Annotated in this window: 19 protein-coding genes and 1 tRNA gene; 6 read left to right on the top strand and 14 right to left on the bottom strand. The window is 60.8% G+C overall.

All coding sequences use genetic code 11. The features are described from left to right. Positions 1 to 60: 60 nt before the first annotated feature. Positions 61 to 1,209, bottom strand: a complete 1,149-nt coding sequence (locus MHY87_RS15410; protein WP_239353220.1) for an amidohydrolase — start codon at positions 1,207 to 1,209, stop codon at positions 61 to 63. 60 nt (positions 1,210 to 1,269) lie between these two features. After that, positions 1,270 to 2,175, bottom strand: coding sequence for an MYG1 family protein (locus MHY87_RS15415; protein ID WP_239353221.1), 906 nt, complete (start codon positions 2,173 to 2,175; stop codon positions 1,270 to 1,272). A gap of 237 nt (positions 2,176 to 2,412) precedes the next feature. Here MHY87_RS15415 and MHY87_RS15420 point away from each other — a divergent pair, with 237 nt between their 5' ends. The 3 genes from MHY87_RS15420 to MHY87_RS15430 all read left to right on the top strand — a co-directional run bounded on the left by MHY87_RS15420 (position 2,413) and on the right by MHY87_RS15430 (position 3,529). Continuing rightward, positions 2,413 to 2,622 (top strand): heavy-metal-associated domain-containing protein, encoded by a 210-nt coding sequence (locus MHY87_RS15420; protein WP_255726648.1) that lies wholly within the window; start codon positions 2,413 to 2,415, stop codon positions 2,620 to 2,622. A gap of 55 nt (positions 2,623 to 2,677) precedes the next feature. After that, entirely contained in the window at positions 2,678 to 3,055 is a 378-nt protein-coding gene (locus tag MHY87_RS15425; protein WP_239353222.1) for a DUF305 domain-containing protein, read from the top strand. 168 nt (positions 3,056 to 3,223) lie between these two features. Continuing rightward, positions 3,224 to 3,529 carry a hypothetical protein gene (locus MHY87_RS15430; protein ID WP_239353223.1) on the top strand — a complete coding sequence of 102 codons (306 nt, stop codon included), beginning with the start codon at positions 3,224 to 3,226 and terminating at the stop codon, positions 3,527 to 3,529. A 72-nt stretch (positions 3,530 to 3,601) separates the two neighbouring features. Here the strand turns inward: MHY87_RS15430 and MHY87_RS15435 are convergent, their stop codons facing one another. Continuing rightward, entirely contained in the window at positions 3,602 to 4,051 is a 450-nt protein-coding gene (locus MHY87_RS15435) for a DUF2726 domain-containing protein (RefSeq protein WP_239353224.1), read from the bottom strand. A 157-nt stretch (positions 4,052 to 4,208) separates the two neighbouring features. Here MHY87_RS15435 and MHY87_RS15440 point away from each other — a divergent pair, with 157 nt between their 5' ends. Continuing rightward, on the top strand, positions 4,209 to 4,913 hold the full coding sequence (locus MHY87_RS15440; protein ID WP_239353226.1) for a L,D-transpeptidase: 705 nt from the start codon (positions 4,209 to 4,211) through the stop codon (positions 4,911 to 4,913). Between the two features lie 239 nt (positions 4,914 to 5,152). Then, a complete protein-coding gene (locus MHY87_RS18995; RefSeq protein ID WP_370644952.1) occupies positions 5,153 to 6,214 on the top strand; it encodes a DUF882 domain-containing protein in 1,062 nt (353 codons plus the stop codon). Positions 6,215 to 6,231: 17 nt separating this feature from the next. On the opposite strand, the gene MHY87_RS15450 is transcribed toward MHY87_RS18995, so the two are convergent. The 9 genes from MHY87_RS15450 to MHY87_RS15490 form a co-directional block, all read right to left on the bottom strand. Next, a complete protein-coding gene (locus tag MHY87_RS15450) occupies positions 6,232 to 6,678 on the bottom strand; it encodes an RNA polymerase sigma factor region1.1 domain-containing protein (protein ID WP_239353228.1) in 447 nt (148 codons plus the stop codon). 94 nt (positions 6,679 to 6,772) lie between these two features. Next, positions 6,773 to 7,030 (bottom strand): hypothetical protein, encoded by a 258-nt coding sequence (locus MHY87_RS15455; protein WP_239353230.1) that lies wholly within the window; start codon positions 7,028 to 7,030, stop codon positions 6,773 to 6,775. A gap of 187 nt (positions 7,031 to 7,217) precedes the next feature. Further along, positions 7,218 to 7,294, bottom strand: a tRNA-Asp gene (locus tag MHY87_RS15460). Between the two features lie 140 nt (positions 7,295 to 7,434). After that, a complete protein-coding gene (locus MHY87_RS15465; protein WP_239353232.1) occupies positions 7,435 to 7,659 on the bottom strand; it encodes a hypothetical protein in 225 nt (74 codons plus the stop codon). A 34-nt stretch (positions 7,660 to 7,693) separates the two neighbouring features. After that, positions 7,694 to 8,197, bottom strand: a complete 504-nt coding sequence (locus tag MHY87_RS15470; protein WP_239353234.1) for a peptide deformylase — start codon at positions 8,195 to 8,197, stop codon at positions 7,694 to 7,696. A 26-nt stretch (positions 8,198 to 8,223) separates the two neighbouring features. Then, a complete protein-coding gene (locus MHY87_RS15475; RefSeq protein WP_239353236.1) occupies positions 8,224 to 8,619 on the bottom strand; it encodes a VOC family protein in 396 nt (131 codons plus the stop codon). Positions 8,620 to 8,868: 249 nt separating this feature from the next. Further along, positions 8,869 to 9,912: a hypothetical protein gene (locus MHY87_RS15480; protein WP_239353238.1), complete on the bottom strand. Its 1,044-nt coding sequence runs from the start codon at positions 9,910 to 9,912 to the stop codon at positions 8,869 to 8,871. After that, entirely contained in the window at positions 9,912 to 12,803 is a 2,892-nt protein-coding gene (locus MHY87_RS15485) for a penicillin-binding protein 1A (RefSeq protein WP_239353239.1), read from the bottom strand. The genes MHY87_RS15480 and MHY87_RS15485 overlap by 1 nt, the downstream gene beginning before the upstream one ends. Before the next feature lie 204 nt (positions 12,804 to 13,007). Beyond that, the gene (locus MHY87_RS15490) at positions 13,008 to 13,757 is read right to left on the bottom strand and encodes an SDR family oxidoreductase (RefSeq protein ID WP_239353240.1); all 750 of its coding nucleotides are present in this window, start codon (positions 13,755 to 13,757) and stop codon (positions 13,008 to 13,010) included. A 69-nt stretch (positions 13,758 to 13,826) separates the two neighbouring features. Here MHY87_RS15490 and MHY87_RS15495 point away from each other — a divergent pair, with 69 nt between their 5' ends. Then, the gene (locus MHY87_RS15495) at positions 13,827 to 14,240 is read left to right on the top strand and encodes a DUF1236 domain-containing protein (protein WP_239353241.1); all 414 of its coding nucleotides are present in this window, start codon (positions 13,827 to 13,829) and stop codon (positions 14,238 to 14,240) included. Between the two features lie 73 nt (positions 14,241 to 14,313). On the opposite strand, the gene MHY87_RS15500 is transcribed toward MHY87_RS15495, so the two are convergent. Next, positions 14,314 to 16,617, bottom strand: coding sequence for a DNA translocase FtsK (locus tag MHY87_RS15500; RefSeq protein ID WP_239353242.1), 2,304 nt, complete (start codon positions 16,615 to 16,617; stop codon positions 14,314 to 14,316). Between the two features lie 459 nt (positions 16,618 to 17,076). Beyond that, positions 17,077 to 17,568 carry a hypothetical protein gene (locus tag MHY87_RS15505; protein WP_239353243.1) on the bottom strand — a complete coding sequence of 164 codons (492 nt, stop codon included), beginning with the start codon at positions 17,566 to 17,568 and terminating at the stop codon, positions 17,077 to 17,079. Positions 17,569 to 17,604: the final 36 nt, after the last annotated feature.

Below are 17,604 nucleotides of genomic sequence, written 5' to 3' on the forward strand. Positions count from 1 at the left end.
CGGCTCCGTTCAAAAACGCGCTCCTGGTTTAAGAGCCAGGAGCGTCTCAATGCCTGAAACTTACCCCAGAAGGTCTCGCAGCGTGCGCATGAAGACGCGTGCGCCAATGCCGATCAGGTCATCCGGAAAATCGTAATCCGGATTGTGAAGCGCTGCATGATGTTCCCCTGCGCCGAGGAAAAACATCGCGGCCGGAGCATTGGCGCCCAGATGCCCGAAATCTTCCGAGGGGCGCATGGGCAAGTCGCCTCGATCATGCGGTACGCCTTCAGCATCGAGAGCATGCCGCAGATGCGCCACCGCTTCAGGCGCATTTTCGCAATGGCAGAAGATGTCATTGTACGAAATCTCGACCGACAGGCCGCTTGCATGTGCAGCATCGCGTGCCAGACGCTCGGCTTTCGCGACGAGGCCGTCCATGCCTGCATCGGTGAGTGTGCGGAGCGTCGCCCAGATCTCTCCATGTGCAGGCGCAATACCGAAGGCTGGCTCCCCGATCCGCGCGTGAGTGACGGTCACCATCGCAAAGCTCTGGTCCATGGGACCGCCGCTTCCGAGACCAGTAAGCGCCGGCATGAGATGAGCCAATGAATTCATCGGCGAGAGCCCGGTCTCGGGCATGGAGGCGTGTGCCGTCTTGCCCGTTAAGACGATGCGCATTCCGCGCGAAGCGCAGCTTACGGGCCCCTCGATCAGGGCCACTTTGCCGAACTTCATGCCGGGCAGGTTGTGAAGCGCGAACACGAAGTCGGGTGCGATCTCACGGAATTTCGGATCGGCCACCACGGCCGCCGCCCCTGCCCCCGTCTCCTCGGCGGGCTGGAAGAGCAGGATGGCGCGGCCGCGCTGCGGCCGTTGCCGGCTCAGCCCTCGGGCGAGAGCCGCCAAGATCGCCATGTGCCCATCATGACCGCAGAGATGAGCCTTGCCGGGAATGCTCGACCGATGCGGCGCTTGGGAAATCTCTTCAATCGGCAGGGCATCGAGTTCGGCCCGGAACATCACCGTCGACCCAGGCTCACGCCCTTCGAAGATCCCCGCGACCCCGTGGCCGCCGAGGCCTCCGACGATCCGGTCGGCTCCGGATGAGGCGAGCAAAGCCTGAGCCGTTTGAGCCGTCCAGGCCTCCTCTCCCGAAATCTCAGGGTGGCGATGCAACGCGCGCCGCCATTCGGTCAGCTCGACAACGTCCTGATTGGTCAAAAACATGAGAAGACATCCATCCCGATTGGCAAGAAAAAGCCTCGCCGCAAGCCGTGCCGATGGCGGTCAGATTGCCCCGGTTTGACGGCCCGCCGCAATGGCCCGTTCCGCCAGCTCGATGACCGAGGCCTGGGAGCGCGCTCCGCAGATGAAGCCGCTCGGATGGCAGAAGACGCCATCCGGAATGCCGACAGCCTTGGAGAAGGCTTCCTCCTGAAGACCGCGCCAAGATTCCGGCAGGGACAGCCTCTGCCCGAAGGAGTTGGGCTCCGGCGGAATGGTGCGGCAATACCAGGAGGTCAAATCCTCGTTCGGGTAGATGACGAAGAGAGCGTTCGTCAGACCGCCCTCGAACACGGCCTTTTCCCAAGGTAGCTTTCGATCGAGCACGATCACCTGCTGGTTCTTGGCCGTCCTGGCAGCCGTGAGCACGAAGGTCATGGCCTTTGCCTCGGCATAGGCCTGCCGGCAGGCGCGCCGCAGAATGCCCCCCGCCAGTTCTGAAGCCTCGGCAAAGGCCTCATCAAAGGTCTGCCTGCTGTCCCAGGTCGGGTTGAAGGTTTCGATCAACAGGGCCAGATGACCGGGGCTCGCGGTCGAGACGCCGTTATCCGCCAGGTCGATGGACAGGATGATACCCGTGTCGATGTCCCGCCATACGGCATCGAGAGCGTTCTCCTCGATGCCGGGCACGAAATGCGGCAGGGCGTCACGGCCGTAATCGCGCCAGATCAGGCCGACGGAACTATAGGGCGTGCCGTCATCCCGGCGCGGCAGATCCCGCATGTGATGATCGTAGCGCCTCTTGGAAGGGTCGTAGACGCCGCCCACGTCGAAGACGATATCGGCAGCGGCAATCAGAGTGGAATCGCGGGTGCGGACGAGATCGAAATTCCCAAGAGCGGTGCGCAGAATGGCAGATGCGAACACGTCGTCTGCATGGAATGTCCCGCTATGGGTCACGACCCTCATTCTGCTCTTCCCGTCAATTACTCAAAAATGCGTCATCGGCAGCCAAGCTGCGCGGCACATATAACCTTATCACGTCAGCAGGGAATAGCGCCGATGGATCTGAATAGCCTTTTTCTTGGTTATGACCGAAACGTTCTTTTGAGTGAGCACAACCACAGCTTTGTAATCTGCCGCTTGACCTTGCCACGGTAGGAAGGTCTACGCACCCCGGGATCCTGGTTCAGGAAGGATTCTGCCATGCATTGTTTCCATATCCCCGGCATGTCTTGCGGCGGTTGCCTCGCTTCCGTGACGAAGGCAATCCGGACGCTCGATCCGCAAGCGCATGTTGAAGCCGACCTCGAGAACCGCAGGATATTCGTGAGGTCAGACAAGGCCGAAGCATCGTTGCTCGACGCCTTGGCGAATGCAGGCTACCCGGCTCAAGCCATTCCTGCCGGTTCCTAGTCCCTACGCATCTTCCCCCCAACTCCATCCGTCTTTTCACTTCAGGAAGTCGAAAATGATCCTACGCGCCTTTATCGTTATCGCCAGCATTGCAGCCATGCCTGCCCTCGCGGCGGCTCAAGGAGGCTCCCACAGCGGCCACTCGATGCCGATGCAAACCCAGCAATCGGCGGAGAGCCCGGCGACAAAGGCCTACCGTGAAGCCAATGCGAAGATGCATCGCGACATGGACATCGCCTATACGGGCGATTCCGACGTGGATTTCGTCCGTGGCATGATTCCTCACCATCAGGGCGCCATCGACATGGCCAAGGTGGCCCTCCAGAACACCAAGGATGAGCAGATCCGCCAATGGGCGACTGCCGTGATCCGCGAGCAGGAGCGCGAGATCGCGGAAATGCAGGCCTGGCTCAAGAAAAAGGGCATTCAATAGTATCCAGCCCTGGGGATGGGCGGCAGCGCCCTCACCTTGGCAGTGTCCATCCCGCCTTCGAGCGTGTACAGAAGCTAAGCTGCGCACTTGTGGGGAGCTTGCCTGCTTCGAACGAGAGGCTCGTGCGTTAACGGGTATCCCTAGCGGGCGACAGGAAAGGAAATATCCATGTTCACGCTTACAATCAGCGACAAGCCGATTGCCATTACCAATGCCGATGAGGAGGAAGCCCGCGAACTCCTCATGAGCGAGGATTTCAAGGAAGACCTCAAGTACCTGGAGAGCGAAGGCGCTCCGCTCTGGGACGGCATTGCCACCCTTAATGTCCGCGCGGCCACCGAAGAGGAAAAGGCCGAGTTCGAAGGCGCGGATTTTGACGACGAAGAGGACGACGAAGACGAGGATGAGGAGGACGGCCCCTACATCATGTTCCTCGTCGACGTGACGGACCCAGACGAGGCTGACGAAGACTAAGCCCTCACCACATCGCGTTATTCAATCAGGCCGAGCCCAGGATGACCGGGCTCGGCTTTTTCAATGGGCCTGTCATCGCGCAGCGAAGACGGCCTTGTAAATCTGATCGGGATCGGGCCGCTTGTTGGACTGGAACCGGAGCACGCGATAGCCGCAGGACTTGAGAATCTGGTCGCGTTTGGCATCACGCTTCGCATCGTGGGAGCGATCGTCGAGCTCGATCACGGCAATCACCTCCATGTCTCGGGCGATCACCCAATCGACGCGGGCGTTCGAGATCTGCTTGAACGCAACCCAGAATGTGCGGCTGCCCTCCCTCGCATCGGGCCGCACGAGAGCCAAAAGCGGCACCTGGGGCCAGACCTCGCAATCGGGAAATGCCGCGAGAAGCCGTTGATAGAACTCCCTTTCATTCGCCGTCATCACAGACCCGCGGCGATAGCGGATGCGGCGCGCCCAGACCAGTGCAACGATGAACGCGCCGACGAGCAAGGCGATACCGCCGAGCCACGTCCAGGACATGTTTTCAATCATCGGATCTCACCCGCAGCTCCCGCGATTTCCAGCCCGTCCACCATGAAGCCTGGCCATTCCCTCGAGCAAACCCAGCGCTCATGAAACCGAGCCGTATGGTCCCGCGTCTTCTTATTGCCAGGTTAGAGCTTTGGGGAGAGTGAAGATGGACCTTAATCGTCGCGCCTTTGTACTGGGCCTTCCGGCCGCGGCAATCGGCTCAAGCCTTCCCGGCGGGCCTAGCCTTGCTCAGCAAGCCCTGTCCCGCTCAACTTATCAGGCGATGTATGCGCCCATCGATGACGATCTTTATCCGATCCCCGGCGTCGATCTCTCCCGTATCAATCAAAATTATCTACGCAAGGTCGTTCCCTACCAGACGAGCGAAGAGCCCGGCACCATCGTGGTCGAACCGCAGAACCGCTATCTCTACCTCGTCCTGAGGGACGGCATGGCCGTGCGCTACGGCGTCGGCGTGGGACGCTCAGGCTTCAGCTGGTCCGGCAGCGCCGTGATCAAGAGCAAGCAGGAATGGCCGGATTGGTATCCGCCCAAGGAGATGTTCGGACGCCAACCCGAATTGATGGAGCAGATGGGCGAATTGCCGGGCGGACCCGGCATGCCCGGCGGACCCGGGAACCCGCTCGGCGCCCGCGCTATGTATCTTTGGCAGGGCAACAAGGATACGCTCTATCGCATCCACGGCACCTTCGAACCCTGGACCATCGGCACCAATGTCTCGTCCGGCTGCATCCGGATGATCAATCAGGACGCCATCGACCTCTACAATCATACGAACATCGGAACGAAGGTGGTCGTGCGTGGTGGCTCGGGAAACAGGCGAGGCCAACATTCCGCACGCGCCTCATAAGGCTGAGAACGGATTATTAAGCCTATTTTTGCCATGGTTGCCCGTCACACATCTCGTAAGGGTAGCGGGATAAAACCAAAATGCGGGACACCATGGCCCGACCGGAACGGTCGTTCGGCAAGCATCATGCGATGCATGTGCTCGCGAAAGAGTGCCGGCACTCAAGGAAAACCATCCTAAAAGCCGCTTGCATACTGACTGGTGCCGCTGGGCTGCTTGCCCTTTACCCATCCAATACGATGGTGCGCGCCGATGGCGAGACACGCACTCTGACCTTTGTCCACACCCATCGGCAGGATAGCCTGACCATCGCCTTCCGCCGGAACGGCCAGTATGACGATCAGGCCATTGGCCAGCTCAACTGGTTCCTGCGGGACTGGCGCAACGACAAGCCCGCCCGCATGGATCCGCGCCTATTCGACGTTCTGTGGGAGGTCTATCGCGAGTCCGGCTCTAGACAGCCCATTCATATCATTTCGTCCTATCGCTCGCCCGAGACCAATTCCGCTCTGCGACGCCGTTCGAGCGGCGTGGCCGAGAACAGCCAGCACATGCTGGGCAAGGCGATGGACATCCGCTTGCCGGACGTTCCGACTGCGCGGCTGCGCGAGATCGCCATGCGTCTGCAATATGGCGGCGTCGGCTATTACTCATCCTCGGACTTCGTGCACGTGGACACGGGCGGCGTGCGCGCCTGGCCACGCATGTCGTCACAACAGCTCGCGCGCCTCTTTCCGGACGGGAAGACCGCCCATCTTCCCGCAGACGGCAAGCCGCTTCCCGGCTATGAGCAAGCCAGAGTGGAAATTGCGGCCCGCAATTCCGCTCTAGCCACTCAGGCATCGGCTGGCGGCGGCTCCATCGGCACTCTGCTGGCCAATGTTTTTGGCCGTAAGCCGCAAGCACCAGCACCGCAGCAGGCAACGGTGGTCGCTTCCGCTGCACCGGCTGCGATCGAGCCTGAGCGCTCCGCACGGCCGACTCCCCTGCCTCCGGTAAGGCCGCAGGATCTCGTGCGTCAGGCGGAAATCACCACGCCCCCGCAACCGCCTGCACGAGTTGCGTTGGCCGCGCAATCAACCAGCCGGCAGACAGCATCGTTCGAGCCTATTCTGGGCTACAACGTGAAGGCAGCGGTGCGTTCGCTCTTCGAGCCCAAGACCGCGATGCTCGACACGGGTTTCTCGTCGGGCACACGAGAAGATCTGAGCACCATGCGCTTTACCGGTCCTGCAACAAGACCTCTCCCGAGGCTCGAACAGCAGCAGGCTCCCAAGAACCTCTGGGCGAATGCCGGCTGACGGCTTAGCGCCCGCGGTCACATTGCTGTATAAATGATGAGCGAGGACAGGACGAAGGCGAGCAGCCCACCTGCGGCGATGATCCAATGCGCGGAACGCACGCCCTCCGCATTAGCTTGATCCGTTTCAGGCAAAGCGGGCTTGGCCCCCTGGGTAGGCTTCGCCTTTGAAGATGTTCGATTGCTGCGAGGTCCGGGAAAAGGAATGATCTCAGCGCTGCGCCGGGGCAAGGCTCCGGTGCTGTGAGCGAGTAAACTCTCCTCAAGTTCTACCGGCACACCCGTCTCTTCCAGGTGAACCACGATCAGCGCGATCTCCTCCGCGCTCATGGTCTCGACGGGAAGGCTCGCCCGCAGATCCGCCGTCGTGAGGAGACCCCTCTCACGCCCGAGGGCGATCAAGCGGTCTAAGGTGTTGCTGTCGAGTGCCGGCTGCATGAGGGACATCACCCCAAGATTGGACAAGGCTTATCAGCCTAACGCAGCAGTGCGGCGAGGTGTTGCAGGACTTGAGGAGAAGCAGGAAACTTTTTCGCAGCAGGCTTCGGTATTTCGCGTTTCAGTTCTTGGTTGCGTTGGAGGCCTCTTGAAGCGCCTCCTTCTGCTGCCGGACCTGCTCTGAGAGCTGTTCGGCGATGGCAGCAAGGCGGGCTGCGGCCACATCCTTCCCGAGCACCTCGACCTGTCCGGCGAGCCCTACGGTGAGCAGGGACTCGAAGATGATGTCTGCCGGGAGGCCCTTCTTGATCAGCTCGATGGCGAGCTTTTGCCATTGATCGGCCAGTTGGAGGCGGAGAGCGGAGGTATCTTCAGTCATATCCCGATCCATACACGATCCGGCCCGGTCTGTCTCGGCAATCATCCTCTCTTATCCCCGTCCCACGCTCATGAAGCCGCTGCAAGCGGCGAAGGCGGATTTTGCGCGCGATGGAACTTCTCCAAGGCGCAAGCAAGCTCGCCCCAAGACGAGGATGATGCTGTCATTAAAATATCTTGGGAAGAAGTGGCGCGGGCGACGGGGCTCGAACCCGCGACCTCCGGCGTGACAGGCCGGCACTCTAACCGACTGAGCTACGCCCGCGCATTTCGTCTCCATCGCGTCAGGCCGTAGCCTCGAATTTCTGCGGTGGAGGCGCGCTCGTACCGGTGATTGAACGGGCTGTCAAATTTTGTTTTGACCATCCACAGCCCGGACAGGTTTTCCGAACATGAAAACGCGGATCAGTCCCGGGTGCTGATGGAGAACACCTCGTAGCCCGCCCCGTTCAGAACGCGCACAGCCTCGATCTCGGGATCGCGGGATTGCGGACGGCGGGCAAGCGAGAACACCTTGCGGGCGCGCTCCTTCGCCTTGTCCAGGGAATCGGTGCGGACCATGATCCGGCGGATCACGCCGCCTCCGGCCTCGTCCGAGGCGATGGTCTCGATGCGATAGACTTCAATCACGAAGGCATAACTCCACTTGTGATCGGCTCCACGATCACGCCTCGAGGCGCTGGAGCTTCTCGAATTTCTTGATCAGGCGATCCCGCTTCAGCTTGGACAGACGGTCAATCCAGAAGATCCCGTCGAGCTGATCGATCTCATGCTGGTGACAGACGGATCGCAGGCCATCCGCCTCCTCCTCATGTTCGGCACCGTCGAGATCATGATAGCGCACCCTCACCCGGGCATGCCGCTCGATCTCGTCTCTCACGCCTGGCATCGACACGCTCCCCTCCACATGCCGCAGCATTTCAGGCGAGGTCCAGACGATTTCCGGATTCACATACATATGAGGTGCGGCATCGCTTTCGAGCTGGAGGACCACGAGGCGCTTGAGGATCCCGATATGGGGAGCCGTGATGCCGATGCCAGGCGCTGCTCGCATGGTCTCCGCCAAGTCGTGCGCCAGCGTTCGCAGCTCATCGTCGAAAGCAACAACAGGCTCCGCCTTCCGGCGCAGGCGCGGATCGGGAAAACGGATGATGGGGCGGAGCAGCACAGACAAGGTTCCTTGAGACGGAAAACTTACTTATATCGTCCGCTACGCTGAAGCACTTCGATTTTGTATCCGTCAGGGTCTTGGATGAAGAAGAACTTCGCGAGCAATTTGCCCTGATGCATGAATTCCTTGACCGGCAACGGATTGAGACCAAGCTCCGTCATGCGGGCATGCTCCTCTTCCAGATCGCCTACCGATACGGCCAAATGTCCGTAGCCATCGCCCAGTACATAAGGTTCGGTCCGGTCGTGGTTGATGGTCAGCTCAACCTCGAACTCGCTCTCCGGATTGCTCAAATAGACGAGCGTAAAGCCATCGAAGTCGAGCCGTTCCGCGATCTGAAGCCCGAAAGCCTTGCCGTAGAAATCCACCGAGCGCTGCTCGTTCAGAACACGGATCATGGAATGGATGGCCTTTGCCATGGGATGTCTCGCTCAAGTTGAAATCTTGAATAACGCGGGGCACCCATAAAGTATGACCCGCTCGGTTCACAGCACATAGTCGAGAAAAAGTGAACCTGCCAAGCTAATGAGAAAGCTTAAGGGTAAGGAACCTTGTTTTGGCCAGAATTCTTGACTTGGCACGGAGGCATCACACCCGCAACCCCTTATCGCCTCCGCCAACTTATAGCCCCGTTCAGCCCGCCTTTAGAACGGGGCTTTTTCGTGGGTTTATCTTGACTTTTCCAGCATCTCGGCGATGGCCCGGATGCGGTGCCTGACATAATCCGGCAAGCCGGCGCTGATGGAATTTCCGGTATTGAACGAGCTCCTGCCCATGAGCACCTGCACGGGAATGAGATTGCGCAGCACGGGAACATTCGCGAATTCCTTCTTCTGTTGCAGCACGTCGGTCTCGACGCCGAGCGCCATGAAGACGCTTGCGACCGTCTTCGTCCGATCCGCCGGGTCCGGCTGCAGGACGGTAAGTAGCTTTCCGAACTGCATCACCTGATTCACTTCGAAGAGATTCTGCTCCAGCACGCCCGCGACAGGTGTGTCGAGATTGGTGAGGCTTGCGAGCCCCTGCTGATCGATCTCCTGCTTCGGCAGCACACGGATCTCGGTCTGAAACTCCATGAACTCCGAGATCTTCTTAGCCCCCTCCTCCAGCTTGTTGGCAAGGCGAATGCCCACCGGCAACCGCCCTTCGAGAGGGTAGCGGGATTCGATGCACAGCGTTTGCGGAGCCTCGCACCAGCGCCGGTCGGGATTTCGGTTGTGAGCGCTTTGTGGATCGACGTTCGGACGCGCCTGATCGGCTGTGATGCGCTTGTGCTTGATGGAAGCATCAAGGGTTTCCAGCACGTCGAGGCTGACGAAGCGGCCGAGGTCGATGGCATCCGCAGGCTTCGCGATCAGGAATCGCGCTTTAGCCACATACATGTGGAGCTTTTCCGTATAGGGCTTCTCGATGCCATGGACCGAGACCTTGATCATCGGCTCCTTGTAGTTCGGAAAGAGACTTAAGAACCGTTTTTCTTGCGGCAGCACTCGCGCCCAATCCTCGAAACGCATAAGGCCCGTCTCGCCATTCTCGCTCTTGTCGCCCGCACGGTCGCTGAAAAAGATCGTACCCGCTTTCATCCGCGCAGGTGGCACGGCTGTCACCGACGGCACATCCTCGATGCGAAAGGCTTCAGCTCTCGACTGAGCAATGGATAGGGAAAAAGCGGCGAGAGCGATCAGGCTCCAGCGCAATGAGGATGCTTTCATCAATAAACCCGTTGATAGCCCCAGGGATAATCCGGATCGACACGGCGCGGTCTTGGACGCGGCTCCTCATCCTCCCACCACCAGCGGAAGCCGGAGGCCGAACGCCGTTGGGTGGGAATGCTCTGACGAAGGGAATCCAACCAGCTCTGCCCCTGAGCGTAAGGCGTCTCTTCATAGGCGCCGGCCCCACTCTCGTCGCCATCGCTCCACGGATCGGGATTGCGGAAGGCATATACCTCTTCCTGAGGCACGAGCCGGTATTGCGTCTCGCTCAGGCGACCGAACCAGTTCAACCGGAAATGCTCCATGAAAGCGCCGCGCTGGCCGTCCGTCAGCCGGTCACCGGTATTGAGATCGATCGGCAATGCGATGAGCTGCTTGGCCGCCTGGGGCGAAGGCGGGCTCAAGGGCGATTTCGGCATGTGGTGCTCCCAGGCTGCCTCTACGATCTCCTTGAAGATGGGCGCAGCCACCTTTGCACCGGTCTGCCCGCGTCCGAGCGTCCGGCGCTTCCCATCCGCGTTGTCATGTCCCACCCAGACCGCCACCGTCACATCGTTGGTGAAGCCGACGAACCAGGCATCGTTCTCATCGTCCGACGTGCCGGTCTTGCCGCCGGCATAGGGCGCGAGAGCCTTCAAGTTACGAGCGGTGCCCCGTGCCAGCACACCCTGCAGCATCGACTTGAGCTGATAGAAGGCCGCCGCATCCGCGGAGCCGAGCCGCACCGGAGATTTTGCCTTGCGGCTGTAGAGCATCTGCCCTCGCTCCTCGATGCTCTCGAACGCATGAGGTACCGGCATCGCGCCTTCATTGGCGACGGCCGCATAGAAGGCAGCGAGGTCAAGCATCCGCACCGGCTGCGCGCCGAGCACGAAGGGATAATGCGGCGTGCATTCCAGATAGAGCTGCGCCTCGAGGGCGAGGTCGCACACATCCTGGAGGCTTCTCACGGGATTGATTTCGATGCCGCCGTCGAGCAGGCGAGCCGTGACGAGGTTCTTCGAGTTCTCCAGCGCACGCCTTAGGGTGACGATCCCTCCCGCGCCGCCATCGTAGTTCTTCGGACTCCAGTAATCCTGCGCTCGCACATTTGCGCCCCCGTTCACAGGCGGAAGCGTCACGGGCGCGTCCCAGATCAGGGTATTGGGCTGCAACCCCTTGGACAGAGCGGCCAGATAGGTGAGCGGCTTGAACGCGGAGCCCGGCTGACGATGGGCCTGCGTCACCCGATTGAGCTGGCTCAGCGGATAGGAGAAGCCGCCCACCATCGCGAGGATGCGACCGGTCTTGTTCTCCAGAACGACAGCCCCGCCCTGCACTGTCGGAGGAACGCGCAGATCCGCGCGAACCGCTCCCTTGCCCTTCTGCTCGATGATGCGCACGCGCACGACATCATGGAGCTTCAGCTCGCGCCGAGCCGCTTCCCAGGCTTGGAGCGGCAGAACACGCCCATCGGCAAGGCCGACGCGCAGAACATTTGCGCCGGTTTTCTTGTCCCTGCCCTTCTCGATCACGATGGCGGCAGGCCAGCGCACGTCGTACAGCGGCAGCCGAACATTCTCCAAAGCCCTGCGCCATGACGGTGCCGAGGCATTCTCCTTCTTGCCGTCGAGCGCTTTGATTGCTTCCGCGAGATTGGCCTCCGCTGCCTGAAACTTCTGCCGCCCGATGCTCATCTCGTAGCGTGCGAGCCCCTCCTGCAAAGCAGCATCCGCTTCCTGCTGCAAAGCAGCATTGATCGTGGAACGTATTGTGTAGGACCCCGATGTGAGCCCTTCGATACCTGCCAGAGTCCGTACATCGCGGTTCAGGTGATCGAGGAAGTACAAGCCGCCATCCCGGCGCGGACGTTGATAGGCAATCCGTGGCGGCAAGGTAGAAATAGCCTGCTGCACCTGTTCCGCCGTGAGAAAGCCATCCTCCCGCATGCGGCTCAGCACATAAGCCATGCGCTCCCGGGCGCGGTCTGGTTGCGTATCGGGATTGTAGTAATTCGGCCCCTTCGCAAGCCCTGCGAGAAGCGCTCCCTCAGAGACGGACAGAGCCTTTGCGCTCTTCCCGAAATAGCTCTGGGCCGCCATCTCGATGCCCCAGGATGTGCGTCCGAGATAGATCGAGTTGAGATAGATCTCCAGGATCTCCGCTTTGCTGATCGTCCGCTCGATGCGGGAGGCGACGATCATCTCACGCATCTTACGCTCGTAGGTGACGTCATCGCCCACCAGCAGGTTCTTGGCGACCTGCTGCGTGATGGTGGAACCGCCCGCCGGACGCCCCGGATTGGCGAGGTTGTTCACGAAGGCGCGGATCACGCCGCGCTCGTCCACGCCCTTGTGCTGGTAAAAGCGTTTATCCTCCGCCGAGACGAAAGCCTGCTGCACGGATTTCGGGATTTCCGATAGCGGAACCCAGATGCGCCGGTGATCCGGCTCATACATTTCCGCAAAACGCTTGCCGTCGCTGTCCAGGACAACGCTGACGCCCGGCAGTCTGAGATCCTTCATCTTTCCCGCATCGGGAAGATCGGCCAGCGCATTGTTGTAATAGGTAATCACTTCGCCGAGATCGACAGGCGAAGGCTCTACGTTCTCGTTCTTGCAGAACAGGCGATAGCTCGCGTGGAGATCGGTGAAGCTCAGGCCCTGAAGGATCTTGAGGTCACCAGTAACTCCTTGCGGATCGTCCATGGCGGTCGCGATCAGGTCGTCGAGATTGATGTCCTCGATGTCGAAGGCACGCCGCATATGCGTGCAGCCGTTTTTCAGGATCTCAGCCACCTCCTCGCGGTCACGAGCCGGATCGAACGACGTCTTCACAGAATCAGGCTCCACCAGAACCTGACTCAAGGTGAGAGCCGTCGCGAAGATCTTGACGAGGATTGCGCTCATTCCGCCCCTATCATGGAACGATCATGCCCCTGTTGAAGAAACCGACCTCGCGATGACACAGGCCGGCATGCACCCCGCCTATCCAGCCTCCGGAAGCCGCTGAATGAAAGCTGGACAGTACCGCTGTTTCGGGAGCGGCCTTTAAGGAGGCATATGGAGCAGCAAGCCTGAGCTTCCCAGCCTGACGGATAAACTTCTCGTGCTTTATCCTCGCCCGACGAAAGGCATCTTCGTTGCCATTACCGTCATGGTGAGAACGTTCGCGCTCAAGGGCAGGCCTGCCATGTAGACGACGGCCTCCGCTACATGAACGGGATCGATGGTGGGTTCCGCCATCACCGTACCGTTCGGCTGAAGGATTCCGGTCGCGATCTTGGCCGCCATGTCGGTCGCCGCATTGCCGATGTCGATCTGCCCGCAGGCGATGTCATAGGCTCGGCCATCGAGGGACGTGGACTTCGTCAATCCGAGGACCGCATGCTTCGTCGCCGTATAAGGCGCTGAGAAGGGTCGCGGCGCGTAGGCCGAGACGGAGCCGTTGTTGATGATGCGCCCGCCTCTGGGGTCCTGCGCCTTCATGATCCTGAAGGCCTCCTGAGTGCAGAGGAAAGCGCCGGTCAGGTTCGTATCGACCACGCTCTGCCATTGTTCCAACGTCAGATCCTCAAGCGGGACCGGCGGCGCGCCTATACCCGCATTATTCACCAGAAGATCGAGGCGCCCGAACGTCTCTACCACTTTCGAGAACAATTCCTTCACGGAAGCGGGATCAGTCACGTCGGTCATCACCACAAGCGGCGTCCCGCCGACCTCCTGCGCCGCCCTTTCGAGCACCTCCTGCCGCCGTCCTGCCATGACGACGCTGTAGCCTTCTTTCTGAAGAGCGGTGGAGATCGCTTTTCCCACTCCGGTTCCCGCTCCCGTCACGATGGCGACCTTGGAACTTTTGCTCATGTTTTCCTCCTCATGGAACCGGCCAAGCTTTTTCGCGTTCGCATTCTGCCAATCGGAAAGGAGTCCGTCATGCGCAATCGTGTCCTACGCTCAGCCGCAACCCTGGCTGTTCTCACCCTGCCTCTCGCCCTCGCTGCCTGTCAGACCGGAACCGCCTCGGGTGCTGCCGGTGGTGCCGTGACGGGAGCCATAGTCGGCGGCCCTATCGGAGCTGCCGTGGGCGGTGTCGCAGGTGCTGCTGTCGGCACTGCTCTGACTGCCGATGAATCCACCCGCGTCCAGAGCTATGTGGTCACCCAGCGCCGTCCGTCTATGCGTATGACGGAGGAAGTGATCGTCGGTCAGCCGCTGCCGCCGCGCGTGCGTCTCTATCCCGTTCCGCAGCGGGTCGGCCTCGCCAATCCCTACAGCTACACCGTCGTGAACGACCGCACCGTTCTCGTCGATCCTCAGACCCGCACAGTCGTGCAGGTCATCGAGTAAGGCTCGACAATTCTCTGAAATGAAAAAGGCGGCTCGCATGAGCCGCCTTTTGTTATGAGCGAATGATTGAAACTCAATCTTCCATCGACAGGTGGTCCATGAGGATTTCGCGTTTACCGGCGTGGTTTGCGGGCCCGACGATGCCCTCCTGCTCCATGCGCTCCATCAGCGAGGCGGCCCGGTTGTAGCCGATCTGCAGCCGCCGCTGGATGTAGCTCGTCGAGGCCTTCTTGTCCCTCAAGACCACCGCCACCGCCTGATCGTACAGATCCCCGCCCGGCGCCCCGAACTCGCCCTGGTCGAACACCGGCGTATCGCCAGAAGCGCCGCCCTCGTCCTCGTCCGCCGTCACGGCCTCGAGATATTGCGGACGGCCCTGACGCTTCAGATGCGCCACCACATGCTCGACTTCCTCGTCCGAGCAGAACGGCCCGTGCACGCGCGTGATCCGCCCGCCGCCGGCCATGTACAGCATGTCGCCCTGGCCCAAGAGCTGCTCCGCCCCCATCTCGCCGAGAATGGTGCGGCTGTCGATCTTCGAGGTCACCTGGAACGAGATCCGGGTCGGGAAGTTCGCCTTGATCGTGCCGGTGATCACGTCCACCGACGGCCGTTGCGTCGCCAGGATCACGTGGATGCCGGCGGCTCGCGCCATCTGCGCCAGGCGCTGGATCGCGCCTTCGATCTCCTTGCCCGCCACCATCATCAGGTCGGCCATCTCGTCGACGATCACCACGATGTACGGCAACGGCTCGAGGTCCATCACCTCGTCCTCGTAGACCGCCTCGCCGGTCTCGCGGTCGAAGCCGGTCTGGACCGTGCGGGTGATGGTCTCGCCCCTCGCCTTGGCCTCAACCACGCGGGCGTTGAAGCCGTCGATGTTGCGCACGCCGAGCTTCGACATCTTGCGGTAGCGGTCTTCCATCTCGCGCACCGCCCACTTCAAGGCCACCACCGCCTTCTTGGGGTCGGTGACCACCGGGGTGAGCAGGTGCGGGATGCCGTCATAGACCGACAGCTCGAGCATCTTCGGATCGACCATGATCAGGCGGCACTCAGCCGGGGACATGCGATAGACCAGCGACAGGATCATGGTGTTGATCGCCACCGACTTGCCCGAGCCGGTGGTGCCGGCGACCAGCAGGTGCGGCATGCGGGCGAGATCGGCGATCACCGGCTCGCCGCCGATGGTCTTGCCGAGGCAGAGCGCGAGCTTCTGCTTCGAGGTCTCGAAGTCCTGGCTGGCCAGCAGCTCGCGCAGATACACGGTCTCGCGCTTGTGGTTGGGCAGCTCGATGCCAATCGCATTGCGGCCCTGGACCACGGCGACGCGGGCCGAGACCGCGCTCATCGAGCGCGCAATGTCGTCGGCCAAGGAGATCACCCGCGACGACTTCGTCCCAGGCGCAGGCTCAAGCTCATACAGCGTGACCACCGGGCCGGGATGGACGTTGATGATCTCGCCCTTCACGTTGAAGTCCCACAGAATATTCTCGAGCGCTGCAGCATGTTCCTGCAGAACCTCCGGCGGCACCTCGAAGCTGTTCTGATCGTGAGGCTCCGCAAGCAACTCGATCGAAGGAAGCTCGAAATCGAAAGACGCGACAGCAGGAACGGAAGCATGTGCCTTTCCGAAGCTGTCATTGGCGGGAGCCGGAGGCGTGCGCAGGTTTGATGCACGCGCGACAGGCCTCGCGGCAAGAGCAGGACGAGCCGGCTCCTCCACGTCATCACCCTCAATGATCTCAACCTCTGCCGAGAAATCTTCCTCATCTTCCCACGGCGGAGCCTCACCCGCCGCAGGCATCACGCGAGCAGCAGGAACACCCGCAATCACCCGATTGGCGGAAGCTGGCTTTCTCGCGGATGGGGCGCTGCGTTCACGCTTCGCCTCGACCGGCTCAGGAGCCTTGGCTGGCAAAGCCGGATCGAGCAGATAAGTCCCCGGCTGCCAGAGGAATGAATAGGATTGCTGAACGACGGGCAACTCGAAGCTCATGGAAGCAGAGGAGCTCGGCGTTGGAGCCGGCTGCTGCGCAGGCATCGCTCTTGCTGCGGCAGGTTTCACAGCCCCCCTCACCTGTTCGGTGCCAGCGCTCCTCTCCGGAGCGGCAGCATTCCTCAGACGCGCCGAGGCCTGCGGCGTGATCCGGGTCGGCGTCCGCGTATAATGGACTCCCGGCGCAGCTTGAGGCTGGCCAGCCGCAGCGGCGCTGGCCCTGGCCTGTGGAGCGATCAACGGGTTCGAGGTCTTTGGCGGAAACTCGGGCGCCTGCTGAACTGGCGCCGGAACCGGCCGTGGCTCCTCGGCAACCGGAGGCGCAGCCTGCTTCAGCCGCTCCCGCAGGACACGGTCGGGCGTACGCGTATACCGCACCTCGGATCCTGTCGGCGGGGTGGGCCGCGCAAGCTGGTTCTGAACGCCTTGTAGCGCAGCGCTGCCCGTCGCTCCCCTGGAGCCGGTGGTCTGGTCGCTTTCTGGAAGAGAGGAATCGTAGCCTTGATCGGCTAAAGAGGAGGGCCGGCGTTTGAAATGCATTGTCATTATGAGGTTGGAGCTGAGCTAGTCAGCCCGAGAGGGATCGTTCCCCTGCAGTTACACCCCTGAAAGGTAAAAAGAGGATTAGGAGGCGGAGCGACATTGGCCCCTTCCCTTCAAAGGCCTCAAAGGCATCCCCATATAGATTGAGCGGGAAAGCCGGATGCCCGCACGAAGAAGCTGCGCCAAACCCGACATTCCCCACTTGCATAAAAACGCGAATCGCTTATATCGGCGCAACCCAGCGCGGTGCCCTCGCGGCCTCGCGCTTTTTATCCGGACAGCGCAGCGAATTGTTCAGGCAGCAATGCAGGAGCAGGCGAGCTCGCTCCGAGACCAGGGATAAGTTTTTAATCCCTGGCAAAAGACATGAGCCCAAGACCACGGAGAAATCTGCGGCATCAGAAGGCTCCTCTGGCTGAAATCCCAGTATTCATCGAAGGGACCGCCCTTTCGATAAGTATAACCCAGAAGAAAAACATCTTCTGGGAACGGGAATGCTTTATCTATCGCTTTGCGGCGCAGATAAGCACTCAAAAAAATCAGAAAAACTCTGAAATGAGTGTTGACCTGAAAGTCCGGCTCGATTAGATACAACTCCATCGACGGCGGCCTTTGACGGGTTGTCGGACTGGAGGCCCTGACGGCCCGGCGCGCAAGCGGCGGTGGCGCGGGTTCTCTTTCTTGTCTCTTCGGGACGAGATTTGCTCTTTGACAAGTGAAGAAAGAAGGAGAAGCGTAGGCGGCGGTGTCCTTGCGCCGGTTCTTTGAACCGGAATGATAAGACAACGACCCGTTCTATGCTTTGGTGAGTACACCGCTTCA

Origin of the sequence: Microvirga sp. ACRRW, assembly GCF_022346925.1 — a bacterium.
In the GTDB taxonomy this organism is placed as follows: Bacteria; Pseudomonadota; Alphaproteobacteria; order Rhizobiales; family Beijerinckiaceae; genus Microvirga.

Coding starts and splice junctions, on each gene's coding strand:
- MHY87_RS15415 (WP_239353221.1), bottom strand. CDS start 2,175: ATGAGGGTCGTGACCCATAGCGGGACATTCCATGCAGACGACGTGTTC.
- MHY87_RS15440 (WP_239353226.1), top strand. CDS start 4,209: ATGGACCTTAATCGTCGCGCCTTTGTACTGGGCCTTCCGGCCGCGGCA.
- MHY87_RS15455 (WP_239353230.1), bottom strand. CDS start 7,030: ATGACTGAAGATACCTCCGCTCTCCGCCTCCAACTGGCCGATCAATGG.
- MHY87_RS15480 (WP_239353238.1), bottom strand. CDS start 9,912: ATGAAAGCATCCTCATTGCGCTGGAGCCTGATCGCTCTCGCCGCTTTT.
- MHY87_RS15420 (WP_255726648.1), top strand. CDS start 2,413: ATGCATTGTTTCCATATCCCCGGCATGTCTTGCGGCGGTTGCCTCGCT.
- MHY87_RS15435 (WP_239353224.1), bottom strand. CDS start 4,051: ATGTCCTGGACGTGGCTCGGCGGTATCGCCTTGCTCGTCGGCGCGTTC.
- MHY87_RS15485 (WP_239353239.1), bottom strand. CDS start 12,803: ATGAGCGCAATCCTCGTCAAGATCTTCGCGACGGCTCTCACCTTGAGT.
- MHY87_RS18995 (WP_370644952.1), top strand. CDS start 5,153: ATGGTGCGCGCCGATGGCGAGACACGCACTCTGACCTTTGTCCACACC.
- MHY87_RS15430 (WP_239353223.1), top strand. CDS start 3,224: ATGTTCACGCTTACAATCAGCGACAAGCCGATTGCCATTACCAATGCC.
- MHY87_RS15425 (WP_239353222.1), top strand. CDS start 2,678: ATGATCCTACGCGCCTTTATCGTTATCGCCAGCATTGCAGCCATGCCT.
- MHY87_RS15490 (WP_239353240.1), bottom strand. CDS start 13,757: ATGAGCAAAAGTTCCAAGGTCGCCATCGTGACGGGAGCGGGAACCGGA.
- MHY87_RS15410 (WP_239353220.1), bottom strand. CDS start 1,209: ATGTTTTTGACCAATCAGGACGTTGTCGAGCTGACCGAATGGCGGCGC.
- MHY87_RS15495 (WP_239353241.1), top strand. CDS start 13,827: ATGCGCAATCGTGTCCTACGCTCAGCCGCAACCCTGGCTGTTCTCACC.
- MHY87_RS15475 (WP_239353236.1), bottom strand. CDS start 8,619: ATGGCAAAGGCCATCCATTCCATGATCCGTGTTCTGAACGAGCAGCGC.